This window comes from Stomatohabitans albus, from assembly GCF_036336025.1.
GTDB classification, from domain to species: Bacteria; Actinomycetota; Nitriliruptoria; order Euzebyales; family Euzebyaceae; genus Stomatohabitans; species Stomatohabitans albus.
This window is the reverse complement of sequence record NZ_JAYKKE010000001.1, coordinates 784720-797859: the sequence shown is the minus strand read 5'-3', so window position 1 is coordinate 797859 and position 13140 is coordinate 784720. Positions and strand designations below refer to the sequence as shown.

Annotated in this window: 11 protein-coding genes and 2 tRNA genes; 5 read left to right on the top strand and 8 right to left on the bottom strand. The window is 51.7% G+C overall.

From position 1 onward, the window contains the following. The first annotated feature begins 35 nt into the window (after window positions 1-35). The 3 genes from VCU37_RS03535 (at window position 36) to VCU37_RS03525 (ending at window position 2258) form a co-directional block, all read left to right on the top strand. Complete coding sequence (locus VCU37_RS03535) at window positions 36-776, top strand: glycosyltransferase family 2 protein (RefSeq protein WP_336249246.1); 741 nt, start codon at window positions 36-38, stop codon at window positions 774-776. Between the two features lie 3 nt (window positions 777-779). After that, the gene (locus VCU37_RS03530; RefSeq protein ID WP_336249245.1) at window positions 780-1130 is read left to right on the top strand and encodes a DUF2304 domain-containing protein; all 351 of its coding nucleotides are present in this window, start codon (window positions 780-782) and stop codon (window positions 1128-1130) included. Between the two features lie 111 nt (window positions 1131-1241). Further along, complete coding sequence (locus tag VCU37_RS03525) at window positions 1242-2258, top strand: zinc-dependent alcohol dehydrogenase family protein (protein ID WP_336249244.1); 1017 nt, start codon at window positions 1242-1244, stop codon at window positions 2256-2258. A gap of 68 nt (window positions 2259-2326) precedes the next feature. Here the strand turns inward: VCU37_RS03525 and VCU37_RS03520 are convergent. Then, window positions 2327-2415 (bottom strand) — tRNA-Ser (locus VCU37_RS03520). Window positions 2416-2488: 73 nt separating this feature from the next. After that, on the bottom strand, window positions 2489-2824 hold the full coding sequence (locus VCU37_RS03515; RefSeq protein WP_336249243.1) for a hypothetical protein: 336 nt from the start codon (window positions 2822-2824) through the stop codon (window positions 2489-2491). A gap of 147 nt (window positions 2825-2971) precedes the next feature. On the opposite strand from VCU37_RS03515, the gene VCU37_RS03510 reads away from it, so the two are divergent. After that, window positions 2972-3061 (top strand) — tRNA-Ser (locus VCU37_RS03510). Between the two features lie 166 nt (window positions 3062-3227). Here the strand turns inward: VCU37_RS03510 and VCU37_RS03505 are convergent. From VCU37_RS03505 to VCU37_RS03495, 3 genes are read right to left on the bottom strand one after another with little or no spacing between them, the layout of a single operon-like run. Beyond that, window positions 3228-3488: an HPr family phosphocarrier protein gene (locus tag VCU37_RS03505; protein WP_336249242.1), complete on the bottom strand. Its 261-nt coding sequence runs from the start codon at window positions 3486-3488 to the stop codon at window positions 3228-3230. A gap of 45 nt (window positions 3489-3533) precedes the next feature. Next, window positions 3534-4937 (bottom strand): amino acid permease, encoded by a 1404-nt coding sequence (locus VCU37_RS03500; RefSeq protein ID WP_336249241.1) that lies wholly within the window; start codon window positions 4935-4937, stop codon window positions 3534-3536. 33 nt (window positions 4938-4970) lie between these two features. Next, window positions 4971-6986: a beta-propeller domain-containing protein gene (locus tag VCU37_RS03495; RefSeq protein ID WP_336249240.1), complete on the bottom strand. Its 2016-nt coding sequence runs from the start codon at window positions 6984-6986 to the stop codon at window positions 4971-4973. 68 nt (window positions 6987-7054) lie between these two features. On the opposite strand from VCU37_RS03495, the gene VCU37_RS03490 reads away from it, so the two are divergent. After that, window positions 7055-7762, top strand: coding sequence for an LppM family (lipo)protein (locus VCU37_RS03490; protein ID WP_336249239.1), 708 nt, complete (start codon window positions 7055-7057; stop codon window positions 7760-7762). A gap of 81 nt (window positions 7763-7843) precedes the next feature. Here the strand turns inward: VCU37_RS03490 and pgi are convergent, their stop codons facing one another. The 3 genes from pgi to clpB all read right to left on the bottom strand — a co-directional run bounded on the left by pgi (window position 7844) and on the right by clpB (window position 13132). Continuing rightward, window positions 7844-9481, bottom strand: coding sequence for a glucose-6-phosphate isomerase (gene pgi / locus VCU37_RS03485; RefSeq protein WP_336249238.1), 1638 nt, complete (start codon window positions 9479-9481; stop codon window positions 7844-7846). Between the two features lie 241 nt (window positions 9482-9722). Next, the gene (locus VCU37_RS03480) at window positions 9723-10418 is read right to left on the bottom strand and encodes a hypothetical protein (RefSeq protein WP_336249237.1); all 696 of its coding nucleotides are present in this window, start codon (window positions 10416-10418) and stop codon (window positions 9723-9725) included. Between the two features lie 83 nt (window positions 10419-10501). Next, complete coding sequence (gene clpB, locus VCU37_RS03475; RefSeq protein WP_418896460.1) at window positions 10502-13132, bottom strand: ATP-dependent chaperone ClpB; 2631 nt, start codon at window positions 13130-13132, stop codon at window positions 10502-10504. Window positions 13133-13140: the final 8 nt, after the last annotated feature.

The window sequence follows — 13140 nt, the reverse complement described above, 5'->3', positions numbered from 1 at the left end:
CCGCTAAGCTAACCGAAACCTGCCTGGAGGAGTACATGGCAACACGGGATAGCGCACATCGAGCAGTGCTCGTCATCATTCCTGCGCTCAATGAAGCGCAGACAATTGCGACGGTGATTGAACAAACACGCGCAGCACTTCCTGACGCCGATGTCCTGGTTATCAATGATGGGTCGATCGATCAAACTGCTGAAGTCGCAAGTGCCGCTGGTGCTATCGTGACTACCTTGCCCTTTAATTTGGGTGTCGGCGGTGCCCTTCGCACTGGGCTACGGTATGCCCGTGAACATGGCTATCATGCCTGCGCTCAAATAGACGCAGATGGTCAGCACGATCCTGCCCATCTTCCTGAGCTCTGCGCAAAGCTCGATGATGCCGATTTGGTGATTGGTGCTCGCTTCGCTGGGGTAGGTTCGTACACAACAGCTGGACCACGTCGTTGGGCAATGGTCTTACTTTCGCGCACCCTAAGTGCCTATGTGGGCACGACGTTGACAGACACCACAAGCGGGTTTCGTGTTTTTAGTAGACGTGCGATCAGGCTATTGAGCCACACGATGCCAGCGGAATATCTTGGTGACACGTTGGATGCCATTGTTAGCATTCACAAAGCAGGGCTACGCATCACTCAGGTGCCCGTGGAGATGTACGCTCGCCAAGGTGGTACACCGAGTGCAACAGCATTTAAATCAGCAATTTACTTAGGCCGTGCGATTATCGCGTGTTCATTAGCGATGAGTCGTCAACCGAATGCCTTTGAACGGGGGGACTACTAATACATGGCTATTCAGCTCATCGCGCTATCCCTTGCGGTTGTTGTCCTTCTTGTCAGTTTTGGACTGGTACGCCAAGGCCGTATCCGTGAGAAGTATGCGTTGCAGTGGATTCTGCTTGGTCTTGTTTCCGTTGTTCTCGCGCTGTTTCCAAATCTGTTGAATGCGCTAGCAAGTGTCTTGGGTATCGCCGACCCACCAAATCTGCTCATCTTTTTAGGGGTTTGGTTTCTGATTGGTGTAATCGTTCATCTGACGTTGGAAACGAACAAGCTTGAAGAGCGAGTACGCGTATTGGCTGAAGAAATTGCCCTCTTAAAAGCAACTAATCCCAATAAAACCCAAGACAAACCGTAGTCTGGCGAGCCTATCGCCCCATCATTTCAAATACCGCGCGTATCTCCAAGTACATAGGTATGCACATAGGATTGACTTATACATGCACAAGACAGCATACGAAGGAGTGTTATGCGCGGAGTTGTGCTCCATGAGCCACGGAATGTACAGGTTGTAGACCGTCCATTGCCCACAATTATTGAACCAACCGATGCAATTATTGAGGTTGCTGCTGCTTGCGTATGCGGGTCAGATCTCTGGCCGTACCGCGGGATAGATATTCCTGAGGATAGACCGATGGGGCACGAATATGTCGGCACCGTCATTGAGGTTGGACCAGCCGTAACATCAGTAAAGCCTGGGGATTTTGTTGTTGGTTCATTTTGCTACTCAGATAACACGTGCGAAATCTGTCGGGCGGGATACCAGTCTCGGTGTGTGAATGGCGGATTCGTTGGTGAGACCCAAGCCGAATTTGCGCGTATCCCCCAGGCTGATGGCACCTTGGTTGTTGTACCTGGCGGTCGCCCTGATGATCGGTATATCCCTTCGCTACTGGCCGCTTCTGATGTCTTTGGGACAGGATGGTTTGCTGCGGTAGCAGCCGATGTTCGTCCAGGTAAAACCGTTGCCATTGTTGGTGATGGAGCGGTCGGTCTCCTAGGGGTACTCGCCGCCAACGCACTTGGTGCTGAACGCATCATTGCCATGTCCCGCTACGAGGACCGTGCTGCATTGGCTAGAGAGTTCGGTGCCACTGATATTGTGACTGAACGTGGAGAAGCGGGCATCGAAGCAGTTAAGATGATGACAAATGGTCTTGGTGCCCACAGTGTGATCGAAGCTGTAGGCACCCAAGAAGCCATGTTGCAAGCCATCGGTACTTGCCGTCCCGGGGGTCATGTTGGCTTTGTTGGGGTATCTCACGGGGTAACACTGGATGGTGCGTTGCTGTTCTCTACGGAAATTCATCTCCATGGTGGACCTGCACCTGTGCGTAGATTTTTGCCTGACCTCATCGACCGCATCATGAACGACGAACTCAACCCCGGGAACGTATTTACGCATACCCTTCCACTTGAGGAAGCCGCAAACGCCTATGCAGCGATGGATGAGCGCCAAGCTATCAAGGTGATGTTGACCCCTTGATGCATGGGCCCGCCTAAACCGCAAAACCCGCCGTATCTCGGCGGGTTTACGGTATGCCGTATCAAGAGCGGAGGCGGAGGGATTCGAACCCTCGAGGGCTGTTACACCCAACATCATTAGCAGTGATGCGCACTAGGCCAGACTATGCGACGCCTCCTTGGAGCCGAGCAGTGTAGCCGGGCCCACAATGAAAGACAACCAAAGACAGCGGTCTCCCGCTGTCTTATCAGTTACTTATCTGACTCAGAAGCTTTGGCTTCGCTCTTCGCTTCAGAAGCCTGCTTATCTACTTCCTTCTTCGCTTCAGAAGCAGCACGGTCAATCTCTGACTTCATTTCAGAGGCTTCACTCTTTCGTTCAGAAGCCTTCTTCTTTTCCTCAGAGGCCTTCTTCTTTTCTTCAGAGGCCTTCTCGCTGTACGGGACGGCCTCAACCTTTTCAGAAGACATTTCTGAAGCCATATCTGATTCCGAGCTGGTGGCATCTACAGAATCAGTGCCCGTGCATGCAGCCAGGCCAAACATCATGACGCCGGCACTGATGAGGGCAAGTAAACGCTTATTCATAGATATTCCTTTTAGGATTGATGGAATTGATCAGCGATTTGATCTTAGATCAACTTAATGGATGTTCACCCTTCTTGCTAGCTCACGTACAGAGGTATTACCAGAAGATGGGTAGATTCTTAAACAGCATCTATGATGGTCACCCTTGGAGACGTGCCCGAGCGGACGAAGGGAACGGTCTTGAAAACCGTCGAGCCAGCAATGGTTCCGTGGGTTCAAATCCCACCGTCTCCGCCAACACCGCATCCCCCGTTGCCTCACGCATTGAGGGGATGCCTTTTATTGGTTGTCAGAACGTTGTTCACCATGAGCATCAGACTCATGACAGGCGAAACGAACGGCTAGCGCAAAAAAAAGAGCCGAGGCATAGGCCCCGGCCACGATTAAAACGTCTATTACATCGCTATTTAGCTTCCATATTGTTGGAAATAAGCTCAGCGACCCCCATCAACGTTTCTTTATCATCACATTCAATTGCAACGTCATCACCGTGCTTTGCACCCAGGGTGATGATCATCATCGTTGACTTTGCATCAATCGGACCTTTTGCAGCCGTTGACAACTTTACGGTATGACCACTGCGAGCCACATAATCAGCGATCACAGCCGCTGGGCGGGCATGTAAGCCCACGCTGGAGCCAACTTTGACGGTTACTGTTGCCATAACAATCCTTTCAAGGACGAGTGTTTACCCTACTGTCTGACATCACTACTGTAGTGATTGTTCCTTCGTTGTACGCACCTTCATGGTGAGCCAACTCAACATTCCTACGGCGAGCAATGCCAAGGTTCCAACAATTACTGAAACTCGTGAACCTTCATCGGCAATAAGTACGATCAAAATTATGCCCATCCATCCCAATGCCAAGATTTGTGCATATGGAGTAAATGGGACCAAAAAACCATGATCCGATCGGTCTTGCGTGCCCTTCCCGTAGTGCAGTTTCAGTTGGGTCACGATGATGGCACCCCATGTAAACATCAGGAATATCGTTGCAACCATCGCCACTGTTAAGAACAGACCATCGGGGACCAACTCATTGGCAACAACCGAGGTACTGAGGACGAGAATGAGAGCGATAATGCTCGCCACTGGGGTTCCAAACCGATTACGTTTTGCCAGTAATTCTGGTGCCAACCCTTGTTCAGCCATACCGGTAATCATCCGGCCAGCCGCATAGATAAGTGCATTTACAGCGCTCAGGGCAGCAAGGACAACAACCACATTCATGAAGGCTGCAGCCCAGGTAATTCCGATCTGGGAAAAAATCGTCACAAAGGGGCTTGATTCTGTGCTGACTTGGTTCCAGGGCACAAGCACCATCAAGATGGCAACAGAGGCGATATAAAACAAGGCAATCCGAATCGGTACGGTGTTGACCGCATGAATGGTGCCGGTTTTAACATCTTCAGAATCTGCGGCAGCAAAGCCGATTGCCTCTGTTCCACCAAAAGCAAAAAGGGTGATGGCTAAGGATCCAGCAAACCCTGCAAGCCCGTTCGGCAAAAAGCCTCCGTGTGACCATAGGTTGGAAATCGCCACATTGTCACCCCCCAGACCGAAGGCCCATATCACGATACCGCCGATGATGATGGCGACAACTGCACCGACTTTCATGATCGTCATGCCGGTTTCCACCGAGCCAAATACTCGGACCGGCATCACATTGATGAGAGCGATGACCCCAATAACGGCAATAGCCCATACCCAGTGAGGAACGGACGGGAAGACATAAGGGAAGTACACATGCACAAGGGCAACCGTGTCGGCCAAACTCACTACAAGCATCAAAAAGACGTAGACCCAGCCTGTAAAGAGTGCTGCTAGCTGCCCAAAAGCCAACCCTGCATGTGCACTAAAATTACCTGTTGCAGGGTGCTCGATCGTCATTTCCGCCTGGCAGCGCAACATGACATAAATCGTCAATCCACTGAGGAGATAGGCGATAAGGACAGCGGGTCCAGCACTTTGAATCCCGCCACCGGCCCCAAGAAAAAGGCCGGTACCGATTGCCCCGCCAAGGGCTATAAAGCCGATGTGCCAATTGGCGAGTCGAGTTATGGTCGCTGGTTCAGGTTTTGATTCATCTACTTGGGGTGCTGCTGTAGCCATTCCAGCAATTTAGCCCCCCAACGCAATACCGACCTAGTTTTGTGCTAATTCACGTTGACGTTCCTGAGCAACACTATTCGCATCATACTTACCAATTACCGTGCGACTAACGACAAAGAGCTTTTCCCCGATAACCATCGTCTGAGCCCCCTCATACCCATATTCCGTTCGTAGCTCACCACGACCAAGCTCAACTAATTTCCCGTCATCTGTCTTGATACCTGAGACAAGTAACGATTGTTTGGCTGTTTCCTCTGGCCCGTGCTCAGCCAAGTTGTATCCACCAATAACCGTGTATCCCTTGTCGTTAAACCAGGTGAAGCCGTGGTGATCGTATTCCGCATTCGAACTACCACCACTGAACTCACGAACATCTAACTCCTTGGGGTTGGCGACATCCCGAATATCAAACAAGCTGTATTTAAATCCCTTTGTTTGGCCAGTTTCAGGGTCAGCTTGTTGGCCAATCCCGAGAAGTTGATGGTCGCCTACGGGGTGGAGATAGGCACTATACCCCGGAATCTTGAGTTCCCCCGCCACCTTTGGAGAGCTCGGATCACGGGTATCAATCGTGTACACCGGATCAGTTTGTTTAAACGTCACGACAACACCTAGTTCAGGAGTCAACCAGCGAACCGATTTAATTTCTTCGTCTCGACCGAGGTTATCAAGCTGCCCAACGGGAACTAAGGCATCTCCCTGTTCTTGCAATATGGTGGCTCGACTTACTTGCTTCCCGCCATCTTCAAACGTGGACGCGGTGCGCACAATGCCATCTTGCTCATCCAGCGCCCATGTTGTATCAATCTGCCCTTTGACCGATCCTGTTGCTTTAACCCGAATGTGATCTGGCGTACTGATATCGAAGCTGACCAGGTGCGCAACAGACTCTTGAGGGCTACTCCATGGTTGTTGCCAGGAAATCAGACGAGATGATGAGCTATAGATGCGATCACCATATCCATTTACGGCTGCTCCAGGATGAAGGGTCAAGGTTGAACCTGTGGTATCGACACTTGAAACGGACGTGAATGCCAACGAATCACTGTCTGCAAGCCAGGTTTGATTGCAATCGACCACATGTTGTTGAACTCGTTGCCCTTGTTGATCTGCAATTTCAGCATCAGGGAGCCACTGGTCAATCGTCGAGTCTTCAATCACCTTGGTGTTGTGATCAATGGCTTCACGTTCACTCCGTATCGACTGGTCCTCTGGCGTTTTAAATGCGAGACCGTGTGGTGTGCTTGTTGCGGCGATGATGACCTGCCCATCAATAAGCCGAGCTCCTGATAAATACCCGTTGAGTCGAAGGCTAGAGGTAACCGTTGGGTGTTTGGGATCCTGCACATCTAAGCGTGCGAGAACGACCCGAGAAGCTGCGTAAGACGGCACGTTGGATATAGCGAGAAGTGTGGACGAATCCGCAAACGCAAGTTTGATCTCACCGCCTGAAAGCTCTTTGGGAAGATCGAGTGTGGCTAGGTCCTCTAATGTTTCTGGGTCAATCAGTTGAATACGATCAGAGCGCGAAAAGAGCCCATCATGGGGTCGGACCGTCGCAATAATCTTTCCGTTCGTCAGGCTCGTCGTAAACTCTCCAACGCCTTCTTCTTGAATATTGGTGTCGGAATGATTGTCTGGTCCTGCCGCCTGCGCACTCCCCGCCACTGAGTCTGCAACGGCTGCTTGCTCATCACCACGTGACGGCTCATTCTGACCAGTCGCCGGCTTACCGATCCCGATATCTTGGACAGGAAAAATACCGTCATTAAAGCCGTAAGCTGTAACGTTTTTAGTGCCGTGGGTTTTGAGTGTTGCAAGCAAGTCATCGCATGATTGCGGTTTGGTGTACGTCAGTGATTTGACATCATGGTCGATGGCATTCAAGCGTAGACGAGGTGATGAGGGAGATACGGCTGGTTCTGACCGTTCAGATCGTGCTGACCCTTCGTCTGAAGGCTGTGGGGTCAGCGTGGTATTGATTGGATCTGGGCCAGTACAAGCAGTGAGTGTAACGAGACTTAAGAGCGCAGCAGCAATACGGTTCATACTCCAACGATAGGACAGAATGACTTGGCGAATCATCCCATACGCTGCTTTTACCTTACTATGGCCCAATGTTTCAACGGTTACTTCCCTTGCTCTTCGTTCTTGTGCTCACCGGCTGCGTTCGTCAGCATGTCGATATGACGGTTCACCCCGATGGCAGTCAAATTGATATTGACATGATTGCGGCAGCCGATACCGAATGGGCCGCGAAACAGGGGATAGACCTTGATGCAAAAACCCAGGAGCAGCAGGTTGATGCGAGTAGCTTTGGACCTGAAGCGAGGTTCGAACAATGGGCTGACGGCAAGTGGGTTGGCCAGCACCTTATCGCACCAAATACGCCGATAGAGAATGTGCTCAACGGGGGGTTGTTATCCTATGAGCGTCAAGGTGAAACAATCACGTTTAGCACATCGCCACGTCAGTTGGGGTGGGGAGCGGAGTCATCGAATTTCGATGAAGTGGTGAACAGTGAAGCCGATTTGCGCTTACGGGTACACGTGCCTGGTAGCGTCCAAGAAACCAATGGTCAGTTGGATGGCGAATGGGTGGTGTGGACAACCCGTGATGCGAACCTTGAGGCCTTTACATTGACCGCTGTTGCGGACGATTCAGCTGAATTGGCTCAATCATCTGGCGCACCTAAACCCACACCGACGGCGGCACCCGCCGTACAAACGGATAGTGGTATCCCACTTTGGGTTTGGATTGGTATCGCAGTGGTCAGTATTGGAGCTGGCTGGTTTGTATGGACCAAATTGGGTGCAAAGCCGTAACCCTCACGTATTGCTGGACCTATAAAACGAGACCCTGTTAGTAGGTCCCGTTCGTTGTATCAGGTGATGTTGTGCCTTCCGCTATCCTCGCTTAGCACGATAGGCGGCAATCATCGCTGTTGTACTTGCATCATGCGTGCCGGTTTCACCACCAGCTAATTCGGGTTCAATGACCTTAGCCAGCACCTTCCCTAGTTGGACACCCCACTGGTCAAAACTATTGATCTGCCAAATGGCACCTTGAATAAGCACTTTGTGTTCATATAAGGCAATAAGCTGACCCAAAACACTTGGCGTTAAAGCATCAGCAACAATCAGGGTTGAGGGCGTGTTGCCAGGGAATGTGCGGGCCTCAACTAACGCCTCTTCTACACCTGCGGCACGTACTTCGTCGGCGGTTTCACCAAAAGCAAGCGCTTCAGCTTGGGCGATCATATTGGCAAAAAGTTGGTCGTTATGTACCCATGCCCGTTCTTCCGCAAGGGTGTCTATCGCGTTGAAGAACCCAATAAACTCACACGGAATAGTGGTCGTACCTTGGTGAATGAGCTGGTAGAAGGCATGTTGCCCATTGGTGCCAGGTTCCCCAAAGACGATAGGGCCAGTTTCGTAGGTGACCGGCACCCCATCCGTGCGTACCCGTTTACCGTTGCTTTCCATATCCAGTTGTTGCAGATACGCAGGAAAGCGAGCGAGATCATTGTTGTAGGGCAATACGGCGACAGCTGGGAAGTCCAAGAAATTGCGGTACCACACCCCAATGAGCGCCATAAGGAGTGGGGCATTATCGCGGGCTGGTGCAGTACGTAAATGGTCATCAATCTTGGCAAACCCATCAAGAAACGCCGTGAAGTGAGTTGGCCCGACGCCAAGCATGACGCTTAATCCGATCACACTAGGCACGCTGTACCGACCGCCAACCCAATCCCAGAACCCAAACATATTCTCAGTGTCAATCCCAAACTCTCCAACTGCCTGGGCATTTGTGGACAGGGCAACAAAATGTTTGGCGACAGCCGAAGTATCAGCCTGAAGTTCACGCAACAACCATTCACGAGCACTCTCTGCATTAGTAAGTGTCTCAATCGTTGTAAAGCTCTTTGACGCAACGATAAAGAGGGTTTGCTCGGCATTTAAGTTCGCAACCACCCGGCCCAAATCGGCACCATCCACATTGGAAACGAAGTGCACCCTCGGACCATCGTGGAAAGGTGCCAATGCACGGTAGGCCATCGCCGGCCCCAGGTCTGACCCCCCGATTCCGATATTGACCACATCAGTAATGGCTTTTCCGGTGTGGCCTTTCCAGGTGCCAGAGCGAACTTGTTCGGCAAATGCTCGTGCCCGTTCCATGACGGCATGGATAGCTGGCACCATATTTTCACCGTCAACAACAAACGACTGCTCGTTGGCCATCCGCAACGCCACGTGCCCAACCGCACGATCTTCCGTGTTGTTGATATGTTCCCCGGCGAACATGGCATCGATTTTCTTCTGGACGCCTGTTTCTTCAGCCAGTTTGATCAGGGCATCTAGAACCGCATCGGTCACTCTGTTCTTGGAGAAGTCGACGGTTAAATCCCCAGCAGAAACGGTTAGTTTCTCCGCCCGTTGGGTATCTTCAGCAAAGAGGTCTCGCAGCGAGGTATCACCGACCTTATGCGCAAGATCATCAAGGCTATTCCAAGCGGAGGTTGATGTGGGGTCCAAAGCTGCCATAGCGTGCCCTTTCAGGAGATTGAGTTGTAGGCAAAACGTAGACGAAAACGTTGCAATAGTCACGTTGATAGGCGCCGCGGTACATCCTGTTCCGACCCGAGAACCCTCCCAGAACCAATGTTATCCAACTCAATACAATCTATTCCAACCTACATATTCTGACCATAGAATAACGGCCTGTCGATTGAGACAAGCCGTTATCATTCACCCACCACCCAGGCCGTTACCAGGCAGACGATAATCAAATATCCATAATCTCAATATGCTCTTCACCTAAGGCATCTTGGGTTGCATCGATGAGGCGCATCGGAATGTAGCGGCTCTCACTCCCCACTGCGAACTCACGTCGAGCCATGACCGCATCTCGTAATTCCCCGACAGAATCAAAGATGTGCATATTTTCTGAGGCACGCCACCGTTGCGCATCCCAGGTACGTGGGTCGATAAGCGAGGTGGCATCATCCCAACCACGCCCCACCCACTTGGCAGCACTCACGCGCCAATGTTCTTTGGCTACATCCGTTTGCCCTTCAAAGGTGGCACGCAAACCCGTCTCAACATCACGAGCCAACCGTGTCACGTTATCGGCGGTATGTTCAACTGCACCCTTGGCAACACCAACAATGTCGGGTTCATCTCGAGCAACGACCACAATACGGTCTTTCGGTGTGATGTAGGTGGTCCATCGCAGGCTATGTCCGTCATAGCTTTCGATGACACGAGCCAAGTGGCGCCCACTAAATACCTTTGCCGAAGGCTTGCCTTCAACACGTGTATCGACTCGTATTTCTTCAAAGCCTTCCTGTCGACGCTCGGCAGTTTCAACATATAAACGGAGGGCTTCAATAACAGCAGGGCTGAGTCCACCAGCAAGTTCAGCGGCGCGATCAGCAATCGGAAGGTCGGCATCAGCAATGTAAATGGTCTTATTAGGCATACGTACATTTATACATACACCCATAGTCAATACAATGTGGCCGGGTGGGGGATACCCCTCACCCGGCCAATCGCTACACGTCCCTAGATCTCGTCAATAACCTCACCATCAACGACATCTTCATCCGGTGCCTGGTAGTCCTCACTCACCTCACCAACAGAAACAAATAGCTCACCATTGCGCACCCCAACATGAATGGTGGACCCTGGCTGTGCCTGGCCACCAAGCAAAAGTTTGGCAGCACGATCTTCGAGTTCTTTACGGAGGACTCGCTTCAACGGGCGGGCACCAAATGCTGGGTCATACCCACGTTCAGCTAACCAAGTACGTGCATCATCATTTACTTCGAGGAACATATCTAAATCCGCAAATCGCATCGCGATACGTTTGACCTGCACATCCACAATTTCACGGATGGAGTCACGGCCGAGACGATTAAAGATAAGGATCTCATCGAGCCGATTAATGAACTCCGGACGGAAATGTGTGCCGACTTGCCCCATCACCTGGTCACGGATTGTCTGCGGATCTTCAGCATCCAGAATCAACTGGCTACCCAAGTTCGAAGTCATAATGACAACCGTATTTCTGAAATCAACGGTCCTGCCTTGCCCATCCGTTAAGCGCCCATCATCAAGCACCTGCAAGAGCGCATTAAAGACCTCGGGGTGGGCTTTCTCAACTTCGTCCAACAGCACAACCGTGTAGGGACGACGGCGAACCGGTTCAGTCAACTGACCGCCCTCTTCGTAGCCCACATAACCAGGAGGTGCCCCAAAGAGGCGCGAAACCGCATGCTTTTCGCCAAACTCACCCATGTCAAGGCGCACCATCGCTCGTTCATCGTCAAAGAGGAACTCAGCGAGTGCGCGGGCTAACTCTGTTTTCCCTACACCAGTTGGCCCCAAGAAGAGGAAGGACCCTTGCGGCCGATTTGGGTCACTCAGCCCAGCCCGTGAACGACGAACCGCATCTGACACCGCCTGCACAGCGTCTGGCTGACCAATGACACGTTCACCAAGCAACGCTTCTAAGTGCAATAGCCGTTCACGTTCACTCTCTAACATTCGGCTTGCTGGGATACCTGTCCATCGACTGATGGTTTCAGCGATGTCATCTGCACGAACTTCTTCACGAAGTAACGCCCCTTCACCCTGTAAGGATTGAAGCTCGTCCTTGGCCGAGGCCACATCGCGTTCAAGTTCGGGAATACGCCCGTATTCGAGTTCACCGGCCTTCGCGAAGTCACCATCGCGCTTGGCGCGTTCAAGTTCCTCGCGCGCACCCTCAAGGGCTTCCATCAATCCACGCTGGCGTTCAATGCCAAGCTTTTCTTGTTCCCAACGGTCCTGTAACGGTGCGAGTTCGTCCTCAAGGCTGGCACGTTCAGTTTCAATCTCAGCTCGGCGGTCGTCAGCAGTTTGATCACCCTCTAGGGCGGCAGACTCGATATCTAATTGCCGCAATCGACGCATCAACGTGTCGATTTCTGAGGGAAGGGAATCAATCTCAATACGCAGCCGACTTGTAGCCTCATCAATTAAATCAATGGCCTTATCCGGCAATAACCGATCGGTGAGGTAGCGATCAGATAAACGAACCGCCGCAATAATGGCATCGTCGGTAATCCGTACCCCGTGGTGTACCTGATACCGTTCCTTCAACCCGCGCAAAATGGCGATTGCTTCTGGGATGGTCGGTTCGGGAACCGTAACTGGCGCAAACCGACGTTCGAGTGCTTTGTCCTTCTCAATCTCACGGTATTCACTTGTTGTTGTCGCACCGATCATACGAAGACGACCACGAGCCAGTAGCGGCTTGAGCATATTGCCGGCATCCATGCTGCCTTCGCCCTTACCGGCACCCACGATTGTGTGAATCTCATCGATAAAACTGATGATCTCACCCTCTGAGGATTCAATGTCCTCAAGAACAGACTTCAGCCGTTCTTCAAACTCACCACGATATTTTGCCCCAGCGACCATCGCGGCCAAATCCAGGCTTACTAGCCGCTTATGTTTAAGCCCCTCAGGAACGTCACCGGCAACAATACGTTGGGCCAGCCCTTCAACAATGGCTGACTTACCGACACCAGGTTCCCCAATAAGGACTGGATTATTCTTTGTCCGTCGGCTGAGCACCTGAATGACGCGACGGATTTCTTCATCACGTCCAATGACGGGATCTAATTTGCCTTCAGCGGCAATGGCGGTGAGGTCAACTGAGTATTTTTCTAAGGCTTCATAGGTTGATTCGGCGGTAGAGGAGTCGACCGTTCGGCTACCACGAATCGCATCAATGGCCGCACGAACGTTTTCGCTTGTTACACCCGCCTCACCGAGTAATTTTGCACTCCGGTCCTTACCTTCGACAATAGCCAAAAAGACCATCTCTGAACTCGTATATTCATCGCCACGGTCACGTCCGAGTTGTTCAGCTAGTTCAATAGCCGAAATAAAGGCACGACCAAGGTTAGGGTTAGATCCCCCTTGGACTGCCGGATAGGTGTCAATAACGTCGTTTGCTATGCGGCGAACTTGGTCGGTGGCTACGCCTAATTTGGCGAGAACCGTTGGCACAACGCCTTCTTGTTGGTCAACCAGGCTAAGCAACAGGTGTGCTGGCTGGACTTCGGGGTTGCCGCGCCGCGTGGCATCCGAGACAGCCGCCTGAATAGCTTCCTTGGATTTGATAGTGTGACGCTCAATGTTCATGCGTCCTA

Bases quoted from the DNA above. Each gene is read 5' to 3' on its own strand.
- VCU37_RS03535 (WP_336249246.1), top strand. From the start codon at position 36: ATGGCAACACGGGATAGCGCACATCGAGCAGTGCTCGTCATCATTCCT.
- VCU37_RS03530 (WP_336249245.1), top strand. From the start codon at position 780: ATGGCTATTCAGCTCATCGCGCTATCCCTTGCGGTTGTTGTCCTTCTT.
- VCU37_RS03525 (WP_336249244.1), top strand. From the start codon at position 1,242: ATGCGCGGAGTTGTGCTCCATGAGCCACGGAATGTACAGGTTGTAGAC.
- VCU37_RS03515 (WP_336249243.1), bottom strand. From the start codon at position 2,824: ATGAATAAGCGTTTACTTGCCCTCATCAGTGCCGGCGTCATGATGTTT.
- VCU37_RS03505 (WP_336249242.1), bottom strand. From the start codon at position 3,488: ATGGCAACAGTAACCGTCAAAGTTGGCTCCAGCGTGGGCTTACATGCC.
- VCU37_RS03500 (WP_336249241.1), bottom strand. From the start codon at position 4,937: ATGGCTACAGCAGCACCCCAAGTAGATGAATCAAAACCTGAACCAGCG.
- VCU37_RS03495 (WP_336249240.1), bottom strand. From the start codon at position 6,986: ATGAACCGTATTGCTGCTGCGCTCTTAAGTCTCGTTACACTCACTGCT.
- VCU37_RS03490 (WP_336249239.1), top strand. From the start codon at position 7,055: ATGTTTCAACGGTTACTTCCCTTGCTCTTCGTTCTTGTGCTCACCGGC.
- pgi (WP_336249238.1), bottom strand. From the start codon at position 9,481: ATGGCAGCTTTGGACCCCACATCAACCTCCGCTTGGAATAGCCTTGAT.
- VCU37_RS03480 (WP_336249237.1), bottom strand. From the start codon at position 10,418: ATGCCTAATAAGACCATTTACATTGCTGATGCCGACCTTCCGATTGCT.
- clpB (WP_418896460.1), bottom strand. From the start codon at position 13,132: ATGAACATTGAGCGTCACACTATCAAATCCAAGGAAGCTATTCAGGCG.